Source organism: Paenibacillus nuruki (assembly GCF_963311185.1).
In the GTDB taxonomy this organism is placed as follows: domain Bacteria; phylum Bacillota; class Bacilli; order Paenibacillales; family Paenibacillaceae; genus Saccharibacillus; species Saccharibacillus nuruki.
Genome location: NZ_OY725677.1, coordinates 4916752 through 4933302, shown reverse-complemented (window position 1 = coordinate 4933302; position 16551 = coordinate 4916752). Strand labels below are relative to the sequence as shown.

The window sequence follows — 16551 nt, the reverse complement described above, 5'->3', positions numbered from 1 at the left end:
GTATGCCTCCTTATAAAAGGTCTCTTTATCGTAAATAATGCTTATAGTCGATTACACAGTAGGTGTTACCGATGGAGCCATCAACTCTTGCAAAGCAACAACCATTCCTTGGTGTTGAATATGGTACAAATTAGTCGTCACTTGCTCAGTTAAACCTGCATAAGAATTTAAGTTCATTCCCCAGAATGAAACTTCACCGAGTACAGCAGTCACCAACTGATACAGGCTTGATTGACTGTTATCACAGTTTTTCCATAGTTCAGCTAATTGTTGTAACACAGCTTCATCATCATTTAATAAGATACGTTCTCCGCTACGATCGCCTTTATAGAAAGCAATCAAAGCCGCAAGCGAAAATACTAATTTGGCTGGTAATTGATGTTGTTGTTCGATATAAGAAGTAAGCGTAGGTAGATCACGGGTTTTGAATTTGGAAATACTATTAAGTGAAATACTCATTAGAAAATGCTCTACATATGGATTGCGGAAACGTTCCATCACAGCAGCAGCGAATTGCTCTAGTTCATCAGCAGGCAGATCCAAAGTCGGTATAATCTCATCCTGAATAAGAGACTGGACAAAAGCACCTGTGATCGGATGTTCTACTGCTTCTGCTACTGTATTGAGACCATATAGATACGCAACAGGAGTCATTGCGGTATGAGCGCCATTCAAGATACGTACTTTACGAGTGCGATAAGGCGCCATATCTGACACCACTTTGATATGCAAATGAGCTTGAGCAAAAGGTAATTCTTGTTCGATCCATGCGGGGCCTTCAATCACAAGCAAGTGAAATGGTTCACCTACTACAACAAACTGATCTTCATATCCAAGCTCAGCTGTAATCTCAGGCATACGCTGTTTAGGATAACCCGGTACAATTCGATCCACCAGAGTGCTACAAAATGTATTCGCTTGATGTACCCACGCACCAAATTCAGGCTCCAAGTTCCACAACTCTGCATATTGCAAAACAATTCGTTTCAACTCATCTCCGTTATGATCAATCAACTCACAAGGAAGAATAATAAACCCTTTGCTCTCTTCTCCATGAAAATGACGGAAACGGCGATACAATAATGATGTTAATTTACCAGGATAACTTTGCTGTGGACGATCTGCTAATTGATCTGTGCTGTTAAAAGCAATGCCAGCTTCAGTCGTATTAGAAATAATCCAACGTAATTCAGGTTGATACGCCAAAGCTTCATATTGTTCGTAATGCTCATAAGGATTGATTCCGCGTGTGACGCACTCAATTACTTCATGAGTTCGAGAAGGTTGTCCTTCTTGAATCCCTTCGAGATACACCGTATATAATCCATCTTGTTCATTCAGTCGTTCAGCCATCCCTGTAGCTAGTGGTTGTACGATGACCACTCCTGCATCAAAATTCGATTTTTGGTTCATCTGATGAATCTGCCAATCGGTAAATGCTCGCAAAAAATTGCCTTCCCCAAATTGCAGTACTTTTTCAGTATAGGTTGAAGCTGGATAAGTGGTTCGGTTAAGTGCTGGCATGATCATATCCTCCTGATCTTTATTTTAAAATAGGAATAGCTAACTTATGTTCTGGATACTATTTGTGTTCTTATCAATAATTATAATTTTATGCACACGTTAACAAAGTGAATTAGATCACAATCTTATCATTTATTAAAAAGAGAATTCCTGCGCATAGTAGTAAGCTCTGGAATCCTCAATCTATAACGATCTTATTTAGCAACTTGAACAATTGGTGGCTTCAATAAATTACTCTGAATAAACAGCTGTTGATTTACGCTGAATCAATTCAGTTTCAACAAAGATCAATTCTTGTTGTGTTTCTTTTTCACGAATCTGTTCTAATATTTTTTCTGCCCCGCGCGCACTGATGTCTTCGATCGGACGCTTCACTGTCGTTAATGCAGGATTGGTATACATGGAGAAATTAATATCATCAAACCCGACAATCGACAGGTCTTGTGGCACTTTGAGCCCTTGTTCAAATGCGGCATTCATCGCACCTATCGCCATATCATCATTGGAGCAAAATACAGCGGTTGGTGGTGTTGATAAAGCTAGCAATTGTTGCATCGCTTGATAACCACTTTCTGTATCATACTCTCCGCCTACAACATATTGGGATGGGATCGATAATCCATTTTCCTCCATCGCTTGAACAAACCCTAATCGGCGTTGTTCTGTAGACTTAAAGCTTTTGATCCCTTCGATAATAGCAATCTGTGTATGCCCTTGCTCAATCAGAAATTGTCCAGCATGATAAGATCCTTCTTTATCGTTAGAGACAATATTGACTAGATTTGCACCGGGAAGAAGACGATTCAACACCACAATCGGAATTTCTTGCTCTAATGCATGATGAATAAAATCATTATCCGCTTCACTTTGACTCATCAAAATAATGCCATCAAACCGTTTACGATGAATCGAACTGTAATCTAGATAATCGTCAATGCCACGTACAAATAAATTGTATTCGATCCCGATTACACGATTGACCCCGCGAATCGTAGCGGCAAAAAAGCTACTACTGGTACCATTGGAAATACTGGTAAAAAACAAACCTATCGTATGCGAACGCTGTAATACCAGACTTTTAGCATTATAATTCGGAATATAATTCACTTCTTGCGCAATCTGCATAATTTTACGTTTGGTGACTTCTTTAATAAGCGGACTATTATTCAGTGCACGAGAAACGGTTGTATGAGAAACATTCGCTAGCTTGGCGATATCTTTGATAGTGGCTGCCATATGCATACCTTCCTTTATTCCAGCTTGTTCGATTCATCGACTCGGAGGAATCATATGACTCCTCTTCTCCTAAGAATAACATATTATGTTCCACTCACCATAATACGGACGGTTGCTGAGCGCTATGCGATTGTTCTCATTCTTTCTACTCTAAGGGTTGATGACGCAATTGTAGTTCTTCAACGATTTGTTCATGCTTTTTATCTGTTAATTTGTACATTAATCCGATAATTAACATCGCAATAGCCAGAGCAATCGCTGGATACAGACACAATAACGCTTTGATCCCGATCTGAGTGCCGACCGTCTGCACCACATTCGGTACATAACCAACAACAGCAAGACCTACACCTGATAAGAAACCAGATAACGATTGTGCTAATTTACGAGAAAAGTTAAACAACGAATAGGTCGTTCCTTCTTTACGTTCACCTGATGTCCATTCGCCATAATCGATAATATCAGATACAAAAGCCCATGTGACACCATTAGGGATACTAATACCGATAAATGCAATACTGGCTAAGATTGTGAAAAGATACACATTCGATGGTGCAATAAAGTTGATCGTATCTGCAACCACACTAATTCCAAGTCCGATCATCGCTGTTTTACGTTTACCGAATCTTTTCACCAATTTAGGTAAAAACAAGACGCCGATAAATGAAGACCCGATAATAATAAAGTTCATATACGCCATCAGTTCTACATTACCTAAATTATACTGTGCAAAATAAATCAACATCGCTGATTTGATATTGTACGCTGAAATCGTAAATACAGTCATTAAAACCAGTACTAATAGCGGTTTGTTACTGACAAATGTTTTGACAACACTGCCGACCGATAATTTTTCAGAAGGAGCGGCTTGACTAATAATCCGTTCTTTCGTTCCGCGAAAACACACAATAAAAGCAAGCACACCGATGATAGACATAATCCCCATCACCACAGGGAAACCTACAGATGGATTAGCGAAATGCACAATTAAAGGCATTACGATTACACTTGTTACAAATAAAGCTCCAAGTGAACCGGCTTGACGGAATGACGATAACGATGCCCGTTCAATCGTATTCTGAGTAATCGATGCACCCAGTGAACCGTAAGGAATATTTACAAATGAATATCCAATCCCCCAGATCATATAAGAAGCATACGCATAAATTAATTTACCTGTTACTGATAGATTAGGTGAGATAAACGTAAACACTGTCAGGATCGCAAGAATAAGACTTCCGTAGATCAAATACGGTCTAAATTTACCGTTCTTTCCGATATTTTTGCGATAATCAATCGAAGAACCAACAATCGGATCACAGATCGCTGCAAATAATTTACTGACTAGAAATATACCTGCTGCTGCAATCGCTGGAATCCCTGCTACATCTGTAAAAAACTTTAACAGATACAATTGCCCCAGATCAAACATAAATCCGTTCCCAAAGTCCCCCATACCGTACGAAATCTTTTCTTTCAAACTGATCTTGCCGTCAATCACATTTTCTTCCGCTTTGACCCCTTTTAATGTAGCAACTCCCATGTGACACACCCCTTGATTTGATAAAATCAACCGCTTACAATATCGACAATCATGCGATACTGTTTTGAGCATTTCTACGTTTCTTGCTGCTTGAATGGATTGGATAAGGCATTATTTATTTTGTGAAATTAATCACATAATACTCAGAAGTAAATATCGCTTTGACTGCATCTGTTAGAACATCACTGTCTCCATACTCTATGTTCTATATCAGCCAAAGCGATACTTCTACCTGATTACTGTACAGAAACGACTGCTGGGAAATTAAAATATTGCTCTGCATTGGTATAACAAATGCCTTCTACAATACCGCTTAACAATTCCATATCATCAGGTGCTTCCCCTTGTTCTACCCATGTACCCAACAGATCACACAACAGACGGCGGAAATATTCATGACGGGTATATGATAAAAAGCTACGTGAGTCGGTCAACATCCCTACAAAACGAGCTAACACACCCATATTGGCTAACAATTTCATCTGCTCATGCATACCATCACGATGATCGTTGTACCACCACGCTGTACCGAACTGAATTTTACCAGCGATACCACCGCTCTGGAAGCTACCTGCTGCACTTGCTAGAACAGGATAATCATTCGGATTGAGTGAGTACAAAATCGTTTTTGGTAAGGCACCTGCTGATTCCATAGCATCTAGTAGCGACACTAACGGTTTCGCAATCAATCCATCATTTACGGAATCATAACCGGTATCCGGTCCTAATTGACGGAACATTGATGTACTATTGTTGCGTAACGCATGAATATGGAACTGCATCGCCCAATCTAGCTCTGCATACAATTGACTCAAAAATACAAGTGTATACGATTTGTGCTTCGCTTCTTCTTCACTACTCACTTGTCCTTGCTCTAACGCTTTGGCAAAAATCTGATTAACTTCTGCTTGAGTCGCCTCTGCAAAAACAACCGTATCTAGCGCATGATCGGATACTCGTCCTCCTGCGGCATGGAAAAAGCGAACTCTTTGCTCAAGCGCTTTCAAAAAGTCGTCATAGGTACGAATCTCTGATCCATACACATCCACTAATTGTTCTAACCATGGACGGAATGTAGCACGATTAATCTCTAATGCTTTGTCTGGTCGAAAGCTTGGCAAGACAGCTGTCGAGAAACCGTTTAACTCACGAATCTGTGCATGATAACCAAGATCATCGACAGGATCATCTGTCGTACACACGACAGTTACTTTCGACTTGGTAATCAGATCGCGCGCTCCGAATCCTTCACCCTGTAGTTGTTCATTTACTTTTTGCCAGATCTGCGGAGCTGTCTTTTCACTTAATAATTCGTCTACTCCGAAAAAGCGTTGTAATTCGAGATGTGTCCAGTGATACAGTGGATTACCGATCAATTGTGGTACAGTTCTTGCCCACGCCAGAAATTTATCATAATCATCGGCATCGCCTGTAATATATTTTTCTTCGATTCCATTAGCACGCATCACACGCCATTTGTAATGATCTCCATATAACCATGCTTCTGTAATATTTTTAAACGTTTTGTTCTCCAAGATTTCTTGTGGACTCAAATGACAATGGTAATCAATAATCGGCATATCTTTTGCTACTTGGTGGTACAGTTGGATCGCTGTATCACTATGTAGCATAAAGTTTTGATCCAAAAATTTAACAGTCATTGTATTCCTTCCTTTCCTTGATTCAGCTATGTTTATTCATTTTGTTAACGTGAACATTTACAGTCTTATTGTATCTCTTTTTGCAGAATACGCAATAGGATTTCGCTATTTTTATTGTTACAGTTATATGAACTAAGAAGTGCTGTTATTGTAACAGATATCATAGCAAATTCATATTCTAGGCATAGAGTCATACAATCACAGCAGATCCTTGCGATATAATGATCATAATCCCAAAGATGGAGGTACTACTACATATGTCTATCCCAATCGAAGCTCCCAAAATTCCGCAACAGTTAGAGCAGTTAAAGGAACCTTTATACTCTTTGCAAGCCAAAGACGAGTTCAGTCGTGTCCAAATACAACAACTCACGATCGATCGTCAGGAAGCGCAGCGGGTATCTTTTGAGAAAACAATATTTGAAAAAGTAGATATCATCGAGTCGAATTTAGCTGAAATCGAACTGACCGATGTGATATTTGATCAATGCGATCTTTCGAATATTCCATTTCCTCATTCGTTTGTTCATCGTACAGAATTTCGGCAGTGCAAATTAATCGGTACTGATTTTGCTCAAAGTCGCTTGCAAAATGTTCGTTTTATCGACTGTGTCGCTGATTACTCTGTATTTCGCTTTTCTAATTTCAAAAATGTCTCTTTCGAACATTGCTCATTGATCGGGGCGGATTACTGCTCTTCTACCTTCAAATCTGTTATGTTCGATCATTGTCAGTTAGACACCGCTATGATGTCAGGCACTTCGTTACAGGAAGTGGATCTCAGTACCTGTGATTTTACAAGCTTACAGATTGAAATTGAAGATTTGCGAGGATGTATCATTTCGCCGTATCAAGCTTCTTCATTTGTTGGACTGATGGGACTTGTCATCAAATCTTAATACACAAAGAAGGACAACCGCGATAATAAGGTTGTCCTTTTTTGCATCACTCTAGCCTCTTTATTCTACTGCACATGACCTTCTAGCCATGTCACAGTATGTGTTAATTTATCTTCAGCACGCTCAATAGCCGCAGCGACCTGTACAGTTGCTGTACCGCCATACACATTACGTGCATTGACTACAGCTTCTGGTTGCAATACAGCATAGATACTGTCATCGAACAACGGGGAGAAGTTTTGGAATTCTTCCAGTGTTAGATCCAGTAAGTATTTACCTTCTTGGATACAGTACAGTACCGTTTTACCAATCACTTCATGAGCTTGACGGAAAGGAAGACCTTTACCAACCAAGAAGTCTGCAATATCAGTCGCATTGGAAAAGTCTTTGTTGACTGCTTCACGCATACGTCCTGTATTTACTTTCATCGTAGCGATCATTGGTGCGAACAATTGAAGTGCACCTTCCAACGTAGCCACCGTATCGAACATACCTTCTTTGTCTTCTTGCATATCTTTGTTATACGCAAGTGGCAACGATTTGAGTACAGTCAGTAATCCGATCAGATTACCGTATACACGACCTGTTTTACCACGTACCAATTCTGCTACATCCGGATTTTTTTTCTGTGGCATAATACTGCTGCCTGTACAGAATGCATCATCCAATTCAATAAAGCTAAATTCAGTACTGCTCCATAACACCAATTCTTCGCAAAGACGAGAAAGATGGGTCATGATCAGAGACGCACCTGCTAAAAATTCCACGATAAAGTCACGATCGCTAACCGCATCCAGGCTGTTCTCATATACACCATCGAATCCTAATTGTTCTGCTACATAATGACGATCAATCGGGAATGTGGTTCCAGCTAACGCACCTGCACCCAGTGGCAATACATTAATCCGTTTATAGCTGTCTTTCAGACGATCAATGTCACGTTCAAACATCGAGACGTACGCCATCAGATGATGAGGGAAAAGAATCGGTTGAGCACGTTGTAGATGCGTATAGCCCGGGATAATCGTATCCATATTGCTTTTCGCTTGTGTAATCAATGATTCTTGTAATCCATGAAGTAGACCTGTAAGTTCTACAACACGTTTACGTAAATATAAATGCATATCTGTCGCTACCTGATCATTACGACTACGTCCAGTGTGTAATTTACCACCTACAGCACCGATTTCTTCGATCAGATGCTTTTCAATATTCATATGAATATCTTCATCCGACACCGAAAATTGAATCTCGCCTGCACGGATTTTATCGAGTACTTTGTTTAGACCCTTTTTGATGATTTCTACATCTTCAGCAGGTACAATCCCGCATTTGCCTAACATACTGACATGTGCCAGACTGCCTTGAATATCTTCTTCTGCCAAAGCTTTATCAAAGTGGATTGAAGCTGTATATTCTTCAACCAGATGATTGGTTTGTTTGGTAAAACGTCCGCCCCATAATTTACTCATAGCTGTGGTTCACTCTCCTTTATCCGCTTGCGCTGCTTGACGCACACCTGCGCCTACACGTAGACGAAGAGCATTCAATTGGATAAAGCCTGCTGCATCCCCTTGATCATAAGCATTGGTTGGATCAGCTTCCATCGTTGCAATTTCAGGGTTATACAGACTGTAAGGACTGCTTAGACCTGCTGCAATAATATTACCTTTGTATAATTTCACACGTACTGTACCTGTAACATTTTTTTGGCTTTCAGTCACTAATGCTTGTAAAGCTAGACGTTCCGGTGCAAACCAGAAGCCATTGTACACTAGATTGCTATAACGAGTAATCAGTGAATCACGTAGACTCATCACTTCACGATCCATCGTTAAAGATTCTAATTTGCGATGCGCTGTAAATAGAATCGTTCCACCCGGTGTCTCATATACGCCACGGCTCTTCATACCCACAAAGCGGTTTTCCACCATATCAACACGACCGATACCGTGTTTACCACCAAGCTCATTTAATTTTTCCATCGCTGCGAGTGGAGTCAATTTCTCTCCATTTAGCGCTACACAATTTCCATTTTCAAATTCCAAATCTAACATTTCTGGTTGATCGGGTGCATCTTCTGGAGAAACGCTAAGCAAGAACATATCTTTATTACTTTCTGCGCTTGCATCAAAGTTAGGATCTTCCAATACACCACTTTCATAACTGATATGTAGCAAATTGCGGTCAGTTGAATACGGTTTTGCCGCTGAAGCTGTTACCGTGATGCCATGCTTTTCAGCATATTCAATCATCTCAGCACGTCCCGGGAACTGATCACGGAATGTTTCTAAGCGCCAAGGAGCGATGACTTTGATCTCAGGAGCAAGAGCTGCTGCATTCAATTCAAAGCGAACCTGATCGTTTCCTTTACCTGTAGCACCATGAGCGATAGCCATAGCACCTTCAGCACGCGCAATCTCAACCATACGCTTCGCAATAAGCGGACGAGCAATACTTGTACCTAGTAGATATTGTCCTTCATATAGTGCTCCTGCTTGGAACATTGGATAGATAAAATCTTCGGCAAATTCAGCACGCAGATCATCAATATAGACTTTAGAAGCTCCTGTTGCTAATGCTTTTTCTTCCAAACCATCCAGTTCATCGGCTTGTCCAATATCTGCGGTAAATGCGATAATCTCTGCATCATATGTTTCTTTTAACCATTTCAAAATAATAGATGTATCCAGTCCACCTGAGTATGCAAGTACAATTTTATTTTTAGCCATGTTGTTGTATTCCCTCCACTTTCTTCATATCCATATATCGAACTATTCTTATTCTATCTTACTTTATCCGATCAAAGCCGCCATAATTGCTTTTTGTGCATGTAGACGATTTTCTGCTTCATCAAAAATCACACTATTGGGTCCATCAATAACGCCTGCACTGACTTCTTCACCACGATGAGCCGGTAGACAGTGTAAGAAAATATAATCGGATTTCGCATGACTTACCAGTTCTTCATTGACCTGATAATCTTTAAATGCTTGTTCACGAATCTTCTGTTCTTCTTCAAAGCCCATACTTGCCCAGACATCGGTATAGATCACATCTGCATCCTGAACAGCCTCTTTCGGATCGCGAACAACTTTGATCGTTGCTCCACTTTCAGCGGCTAAGGCTTCACATTGTTTCACTACTTCTGGATCAGGCTCATATCCTTCTGGCGTGGCTACATAGACGTCCAATCCTACACGAGCGCCACCAATCATTAGCGAGTGTGCCATATTGTTACCGTCTCCGATATAAGCAAGTTTTAATCCTTTAAGCTTCCCTTTGCTCTCCACAATCGTCTGGAAATCAGCCAGTACCTGACAAGGATGCCCTAGATCACTCAGTCCATTAATAACCGGAATATCTGCATATTTCGCCAGTTCGGTTACATTTTCATGTCCAAAGGTACGAATCATAATCCCATCGAGGTAGCGTGACATCACGCGTGCTGTATCTGCAATAATCTCACCGCGTCCCATTTGGATATCATTTTTACTCAAGAACAGAGCATGTCCACCTAGCTGAAAAGTACCGACTTCAAAAGATACCCGTGTACGTGTCGAAGATTTCTCGAAAATTAATCCGACTGTTTTACCTTCGAGTGGACGATACGATTCTCCTGCTTTTTGCTTGCGTTTCAGTTCGATTGCTAGATCAATTAAAAAATGAATTTCTTCTGCGGTATAGTCGCTTAATTCTACAAAATCTTTGCCTTTAAAATGACTAAGTTCTAACGAACTGTTTTTCGATACTGCATCTGTCATGGATATGAACCTCCTTATTTCGATTTATTTTCCATTGATGATCGTTGAATTATTTACAATCGGCGCATACGCTTCGATAATATCTTTGATCATATCTACTGCTTGATCAACTTCTGCTTGAGTCACTAAAAGATTTGGTAACAACCGAATCACATTAGGTCCTGCTGTAATAAATAACAATCCTTTTTCTTGCCCAACTGTAACCAATTCGCCTACAGGACCATCACATTCAATACCGATCAATAATCCTTTACCACGAATATCTTTAACAAACGGATGGTTGCCTATTTTCGCTTGTAATTGTTCTTGTAGATAGGTTCCCATCGTAGCCGCTTGTTCTACTACGTTCTGTTCTTGCATCGTTTCAATCGTCGCGATAACAGCCGCTGTTGCTAGAGGTGTACCTCCAAATGTAGAACCATGACTTCCTGCGACAAATGCTTCTTTGAGGAATGCTTTACCGACCAATGCTCCGATTGGGAAGCCACTTCCTAACCCTTTGGCTAATGTGAAAATATCCGGTTCGATACCATAATGCTCATAAGCGAACATTTTGCCTGTGCGTCCCATACCTGTCTGTACTTCATCTACGATCAACAATAATCCGTGCTCGTTACACAGATCTACAATATGTTGCATAAATTCAGGTTCTACTGGATAGACGCCACCTTCAGCTTGAATCATTTCGATCATAATAGCTGCTGTATGCTCATTCACCGCTGACTTGAGGGCATTCAGATCATGCAAAGGTACCGTTACAAAGCCTGCTGGCAATGGATGGAATCCTTCTTTCACTTTATCTTGTCCGGTTGCTGTCAGTGTAGCTAGTGTACGTCCATGAAACGATTGTCCGAAAGTAATAATCTCGTAACGTTCTTCACCTTTAACTTTTTGCTGATATTTACGGGCTAACTTGATTGCCCCTTCATTCGCTTCTGCTCCGCTATTACAGAAAAATACCGCATCTCCACAGCTATTGGCGGTTATGAGTTGTGCCGCTTGTTCTTGATTGGGAATATGGAACAGATTCGATGTATGCCACAATTGATCCAATTGATTTTTGAGTTTATCAATAACAGTGTCCGGTGCATGACCTAGATTCGTCACAGCAATACCGCACATAAAGTCGAGGTATTTTTTACCGTCAGTATCCCACAGATAACTACCTTTTCCTTTGGCAAAAGCGATAGGATAACGCGCATACGTTGGAAATAAAGAACTTTCAGATTGCTCAGTGTGCGTTGGTTGTGCAGATTGACTGCTGATCGGATTAGCCATGCTGGTCACGCTCCTCATAATTAATATGTGATTTGAAAAACGAATGAAAATGGGGTGATATGCTAACACCGTTCCAAAAATGGATTTGTTCTTGTCGTCGCTGTTGAGGTGGTATCCTTTTGATTCCGCTTTGCGGTAAGGATACCACCTCAAAGGCGAGCGCTTCGCTCTTTCAGAATCAAATCCATTTTTTCCACTCTGTGCATATAACTTCATTTTAAGATCGTTTTTAATTTTACAGGTGGGGTGGCAAGGTAGTTCAAGTTCTTGGATTTAGTGTTTAGATTTAGTTCTTGGATTTTGGGTTAGTTGAAATAGATTTAATATTTTAAAAGTTGGTTAGTTAAAGTACATTGAAATTGGATTAGTGCTTCTGGAAGATATGATCAGTCTTTGAAAGATTTATTTTAAGTTGCGTATAACAATATTGGATATAGCCATAAATAATAATATTTTTACATATACTTTGAATGAGATCGCATACTTTTAAGGTACTAATTAAAATTAATAGGCATTTTTAACAATAGATACTGCTTATCGCCTATCTGAACTATGATTTAATTGTTGGCTTAGCTTGATTGTATTTTTAATTTTTACGTATGATGCGTGTGCCTATGGTTTCGCCTTTGAGTACACGGCTGAGTACTTGTGGTTCGGTTCCGTCTACGATGATGACTTCTTGTACTTCGCCGTGAATGCAAGCGATGGCTGCTTTGACTTTGGGGATCATGCCGCCGTAAATTTCTCCGGTAGCGATCATGTCCTCAATATCTTGAATAGACACTTGGGGTAATACTTGTTTAATGCCGTCGACAGATCGCATGATTCCAGGTACGTCTGTGACAACGATCATTTGTGGTACACCTAGAAAAGAAGCAACTGCACCTGCAGCAGTGTCTGCGTTGATGTTATATCGTTGTCCGGTCGCATCACTGCCAACAGGAGCGATAATAGGCATATAACCTAGATCGACAATACCTTGAATAATCGAAGCTTCAACATACGTCACATCGCCGACTAGCCCGACTTCACTTGAGTTGGCTACAGGCTTCGCTTGGATCAATGAACCGTCTACACCCGATATACCGATCGCTTTGCCACCTGTACTTTGGATACGTCGTACAATCTGTTTGTTGATACTGCCTGAGAGTACCATTTCAACTACGTCTAACACTTCTTCTGTTGTTTTACGTAATCCACCGACAAATTCAGTTTCGATGCCTAACTTGCTCAAGTTCTCAGAGATCGCAGGTCCACCACCATGCACGATAACAGGTTGAACGCCTGATAACTGAATCTCATTTAAATCGGTAAAAAAAGAATCCGGTAATGCTGCAAGTGTACTCCCTCCGCACTTCATGACAAAAGTACGTGTATTGGCTCCGCTCATTGTTGGTATCACCTAACCTTTATTTGAACTTAGAATAGGATGTGTAGTTGATAATTATTATGTCCGGTAAGCTGCATTGATACGTACATAGTCATACGTCAGGTCACAGCCCCATGCTATAGCTTGTCCATTTCCATAGTGTAGATCCACGACGATTTCAACTTTATCGCCTTGTAAGTACGCCAGTGCTGCTTCTTCGTCAAAAGGAACCGGTCTAGAGCCTGTCAGTACCACGATATCGCCTAAGCGGATATCTACGGTCTCTACATTCAAAGGTTCGCCTGCGCGCCCTACAGCGGCTATTACACGTCCCCAGTTAGCATCTGCTCCAAACATTGCAGATTTAACCAAACTTGATCCGATAACTGTTTTGGCAATTGCTCTTGCAGATAGCTCACTAATCGCTCCTGTCACGACCACTTCGACTAGCTTGGTCGCTCCTTCGCCATCACGAGCGATCGCTTGAGCTAGATATTCACAGACTTTACGGAATCCCGCAGCAAAATGAGCCCAATCTGGATGCTCTGGTGTTAATTCATTATGTGTAACAAAGCCACTTGCCATCGCAACTAGCATATCATTGGTACTTGTATCTCCATCCACCGTAATCATATTGAATGTCTGATCTGTGGTCTGACTTAATAATTGGTGTAACGCACTTGAAGAAATCACGGCATCTGTCGTCATAAATGCAAGCATGGTTGCCATATTTGGATGAATCATTCCTGATCCTTTAGCCGCTCCTGCAATATGCACTTCTTGTCCATCGACCATCACAGACACACAGATTTCTTTTTTAACTAAATCTGTTGTTAAGATCGATTGGCAAAAAGCTTCGGCATGTTCTTCTGTTTTGCCGATATGAGCAGGAAGTCGAGTGATTCCAGCAGATAAACGATCCATTTTCAGCAATTCACCAATAACGCCTGTAGAGGCTACTGCTACTTCATGTTCGTGAAGACCTAAATACTGTGCTGTCTGAGCACGCATCGTATATGCATCTTGTTCCCCTTGTTTGCCTGTACAAGCATTAGCATTTCCGCTATTCGCTACTACCGCACGTAATGTTCCATGTGCTAGACTTTCGCGGGTCACTTGAAGCGGTGCCGCTTGAAAAAGATTCGTTGTATACACAGCTGCTGCATTTGCCAGTTCATCACATACAATAACACCCAAGTCGTTACGCTCTGTTTTTTTCAGACCACAATGCAATCCACCTACCTGAAATCCTCGGGGAGTGACGATAGAACCTCCCTCAACTACTTTGAATCCCTGATCTGCCATGATATCTCCTCTCACTTCCTGATCGACAATAACTACTTTAAATGCTATACACTGGCTAATTCTTATACTGCTAAGCACTATGGACTAGATATTTTGCTTTGCAAAAATCTTTTTCTTATTAGACTTGGGTCGTGCTTATACTACCAAGCACTATGGATAAACAGGGACCATTTTTAGACCTAGTGTTTCTTCCCAGCCCATCATACGATTTAAGTTTTGGATCGCTTGTCCTGCGGCGCCTTTGACTAGATTGTCGATCACAGACACAATTGTAATGCGTCCTGTGCGCTCATCTACGGCAAATCCGATATCACAATAATTAGAACCAGCTACTTCTTTTGTTGAAGGCCAGTTGCCTTGCTTGCGGATACGTACAAATGGACGATCACGATAATACTCACGATACAGATCGATCCAATCTTGTTCATTATGTTGGCCTTTGATCGTTGCATACATCGTTGTCATAATTCCACGTGTCATCGGTACCAATTGAGTACTAAACGTGACAACCACAGGTTCTCCAGTAACGCCAGACAATACTTGCTCTATTTCTGGAATATGTTGATGTTTATTTAATTTATACGCTTTAAAATTTTCATTCATTTCTGCATAATGGCTTGTTAAGCTCGTTCCACGTCCTGCACCGGATACACCTGACTTCGCATCGATAATGATAGAGCTATGATCGATCCATCCTGCTTCCACACCAGGCATTAATCCAAGTAATGTAGCCGTAGGATAACAACCCGGATTCGAGATTAGACGCTGATCTTGTACATCATTATCCTTTTGCTCGCATAATCCGTACACCGCTTCTGCTAAATAGTGATCTGCGGGTGCATCGTGCTTGTACCATTGCTCGTAAGTACTGCTATCTTTGAGGCGGAAATCACCGGATAAATCAATGACTTTCAACCCTGCTTCTAAGTATTGTGGAACTAAAGTGCTACTCACTCCTGAAGGTGTTGCGGTAAATACAATATCTGCTTTGGCAGCCGTAGCTACTGCATCGACTCCGTCTAAGTCCATATCAATAACTCCGCCTAAATGAGGAAATTGATCCGACATGGGTGATCCACTGCTAGATGCAGAAATAACCGAAGTGATCTCGACATGCGGATGATGCTGTAAAAAACGAATCAGTTCCACCCCGCCATAGCCGGTGGAACCTACAATAGCTACTCTTTGTTTAGTTGGATTCAAGTTGAACTCCTCCTGTACTCAAATAAGATCATCGATCTACTGTATCCATGTATAAGCAATTTTCCATTTCCATAACAACGATTTCCATTTCAGTCCGAATAAATAAGATGTGTATTATTATACATCGATGTTAATATAAATACAACTTTATGAATAAATTTCTTACTTTTATGCATCTATACGATGTCTTATCTATTTTAGTTGTATTATATACGAATAAAAGACCTTTATCTGATTAAATTTCAGAAAAGGTCTTTTTTACTTTTAATCTATACTTTTGACTGATATTACTAATTATATCGTTAAAATGATCTTATTCATCTATGCTATTCATTTGTACATGTATCGTGCTATGATATCTATAAAACATTATTTACCATTTCATTTTAATACTTGATATACAATTTGATAAAGAGAAAGGATTCTGTAGATGAGGAATATAGCGATTAATTTAATTTCTGCTTTTCTCACAGGATTGCTTGTGGGTTACTTATTAAGTGGAACTGTCACGATCTCGATTGTACTTGCTTGTCTAGCAAGTGTAGCTATTTTAGCAGTTGTGTATGCCCTCATCTATGTTTTGAAAAAAAGAGCAAAATAGTACATAACATAAAATTCTTTTTAACGTATATCCTTTAAACTTAGATACGTATGGATTAAAAGTAGATTTATGATGTGTTTTTATAATACTATACACCAATAAAAATCCTCTTTGCTGTTCAGTACCCAACTCATTTACAACGAGTTCTTTACTGATATTGCTCAGAGG

The 16551-nt window shown here is 40.3% G+C and carries 13 protein-coding genes; 2 read left to right on the top strand and 11 right to left on the bottom strand.

Going from position 1 to position 16551, the window contains the following annotated elements; translation table 11 throughout:
• Positions 1–51: 51 nt before the first annotated feature.
• The 4 genes from RCP16_RS21880 to uxaC form a co-directional block, all read right to left on the bottom strand.
• Positions 52–1524, bottom strand: a complete 1473-nt coding sequence (locus RCP16_RS21880) for a tagaturonate reductase (protein WP_308641337.1) — start codon at positions 1522–1524, stop codon at positions 52–54.
• A 231-nt stretch (positions 1525–1755) separates the two neighbouring features.
• Positions 1756–2760, bottom strand: coding sequence for a LacI family DNA-binding transcriptional regulator (locus RCP16_RS21875; protein ID WP_308641336.1), 1005 nt, complete (start codon positions 2758–2760; stop codon positions 1756–1758).
• Between the two features lie 145 nt (positions 2761–2905).
• Entirely contained in the window at positions 2906–4303 is a 1398-nt protein-coding gene (locus RCP16_RS21870; protein ID WP_273592506.1) for an MFS transporter, read from the bottom strand.
• Between the two features lie 236 nt (positions 4304–4539).
• Positions 4540–5964, bottom strand: coding sequence for a glucuronate isomerase (gene uxaC, locus RCP16_RS21865; protein ID WP_308641335.1), 1425 nt, complete (start codon positions 5962–5964; stop codon positions 4540–4542).
• Positions 5965–6203: 239 nt separating this feature from the next.
• On the opposite strand from uxaC, the gene RCP16_RS21860 reads away from it, so the two are divergent.
• On the top strand, positions 6204–6863 hold the full coding sequence (locus RCP16_RS21860) for a pentapeptide repeat-containing protein (protein WP_308641334.1): 660 nt from the start codon (positions 6204–6206) through the stop codon (positions 6861–6863).
• Between the two features lie 65 nt (positions 6864–6928).
• Here the strand turns inward: RCP16_RS21860 and argH are convergent, their stop codons facing one another.
• From argH to argC, 7 genes are all read right to left on the bottom strand, one after another.
• Positions 6929–8335, bottom strand: a complete 1407-nt coding sequence (argH, locus tag RCP16_RS21855; protein ID WP_069328523.1) for an argininosuccinate lyase — start codon at positions 8333–8335, stop codon at positions 6929–6931.
• 9 nt (positions 8336–8344) lie between these two features.
• Positions 8345–9595, bottom strand: coding sequence for an argininosuccinate synthase (locus tag RCP16_RS21850; protein WP_069328524.1), 1251 nt, complete (start codon positions 9593–9595; stop codon positions 8345–8347).
• Positions 9596–9658: 63 nt separating this feature from the next.
• Positions 9659–10627 carry an ornithine carbamoyltransferase gene (argF, locus tag RCP16_RS21845; RefSeq protein ID WP_308641333.1) on the bottom strand — a complete coding sequence of 323 codons (969 nt, stop codon included), beginning with the start codon at positions 10625–10627 and terminating at the stop codon, positions 9659–9661.
• Between the two features lie 24 nt (positions 10628–10651).
• Positions 10652–11905 (bottom strand): acetylornithine transaminase, encoded by a 1254-nt coding sequence (gene argD, locus RCP16_RS21840; RefSeq protein ID WP_308641332.1) that lies wholly within the window; start codon positions 11903–11905, stop codon positions 10652–10654.
• Positions 11906–12491: 586 nt separating this feature from the next.
• Positions 12492–13295, bottom strand: coding sequence for an acetylglutamate kinase (gene argB / locus RCP16_RS21835; protein ID WP_308641331.1), 804 nt, complete (start codon positions 13293–13295; stop codon positions 12492–12494).
• Positions 13296–13352: 57 nt separating this feature from the next.
• Complete coding sequence (argJ, locus tag RCP16_RS21830; protein WP_308641330.1) at positions 13353–14579, bottom strand: bifunctional glutamate N-acetyltransferase/amino-acid acetyltransferase ArgJ; 1227 nt, start codon at positions 14577–14579, stop codon at positions 13353–13355.
• A 150-nt stretch (positions 14580–14729) separates the two neighbouring features.
• Entirely contained in the window at positions 14730–15782 is a 1053-nt protein-coding gene (gene argC / locus RCP16_RS21825) for an N-acetyl-gamma-glutamyl-phosphate reductase (protein ID WP_308641329.1), read from the bottom strand.
• Positions 15783–16212: 430 nt separating this feature from the next.
• Here argC and RCP16_RS21820 point away from each other — a divergent pair, with 430 nt between their 5' ends.
• Positions 16213–16383 (top strand): hypothetical protein, encoded by a 171-nt coding sequence (locus RCP16_RS21820; protein ID WP_308641328.1) that lies wholly within the window; start codon positions 16213–16215, stop codon positions 16381–16383.
• The last annotated feature ends 168 nt before the right edge of the window (positions 16384–16551 follow it).

Bases quoted from the DNA above. Each gene is read 5' to 3' on its own strand.
- uxaC (WP_308641335.1), bottom strand. From the start codon at position 5,964: ATGACTGTTAAATTTTTGGATCAAAACTTTATGCTACATAGTGATACA.
- RCP16_RS21875 (WP_308641336.1), bottom strand. From the start codon at position 2,760: ATGGCAGCCACTATCAAAGATATCGCCAAGCTAGCGAATGTTTCTCAT.
- RCP16_RS21880 (WP_308641337.1), bottom strand. From the start codon at position 1,524: ATGCCAGCACTTAACCGAACCACTTATCCAGCTTCAACCTATACTGAA.
- argF (WP_308641333.1), bottom strand. From the start codon at position 10,627: ATGACAGATGCAGTATCGAAAAACAGTTCGTTAGAACTTAGTCATTTT.
- argD (WP_308641332.1), bottom strand. From the start codon at position 11,905: ATGGCTAATCCGATCAGCAGTCAATCTGCACAACCAACGCACACTGAG.
- argH (WP_069328523.1), bottom strand. From the start codon at position 8,335: ATGAGTAAATTATGGGGCGGACGTTTTACCAAACAAACCAATCATCTG.
- argJ (WP_308641330.1), bottom strand. From the start codon at position 14,579: ATGGCAGATCAGGGATTCAAAGTAGTTGAGGGAGGTTCTATCGTCACT.
- argB (WP_308641331.1), bottom strand. From the start codon at position 13,295: ATGAGCGGAGCCAATACACGTACTTTTGTCATGAAGTGCGGAGGGAGT.
- RCP16_RS21850 (WP_069328524.1), bottom strand. From the start codon at position 9,595: ATGGCTAAAAATAAAATTGTACTTGCATACTCAGGTGGACTGGATACA.
- RCP16_RS21820 (WP_308641328.1), top strand. From the start codon at position 16,213: ATGAGGAATATAGCGATTAATTTAATTTCTGCTTTTCTCACAGGATTG.
- RCP16_RS21870 (WP_273592506.1), bottom strand. From the start codon at position 4,303: ATGGGAGTTGCTACATTAAAAGGGGTCAAAGCGGAAGAAAATGTGATT.
- RCP16_RS21860 (WP_308641334.1), top strand. From the start codon at position 6,204: ATGGAGGTACTACTACATATGTCTATCCCAATCGAAGCTCCCAAAATT.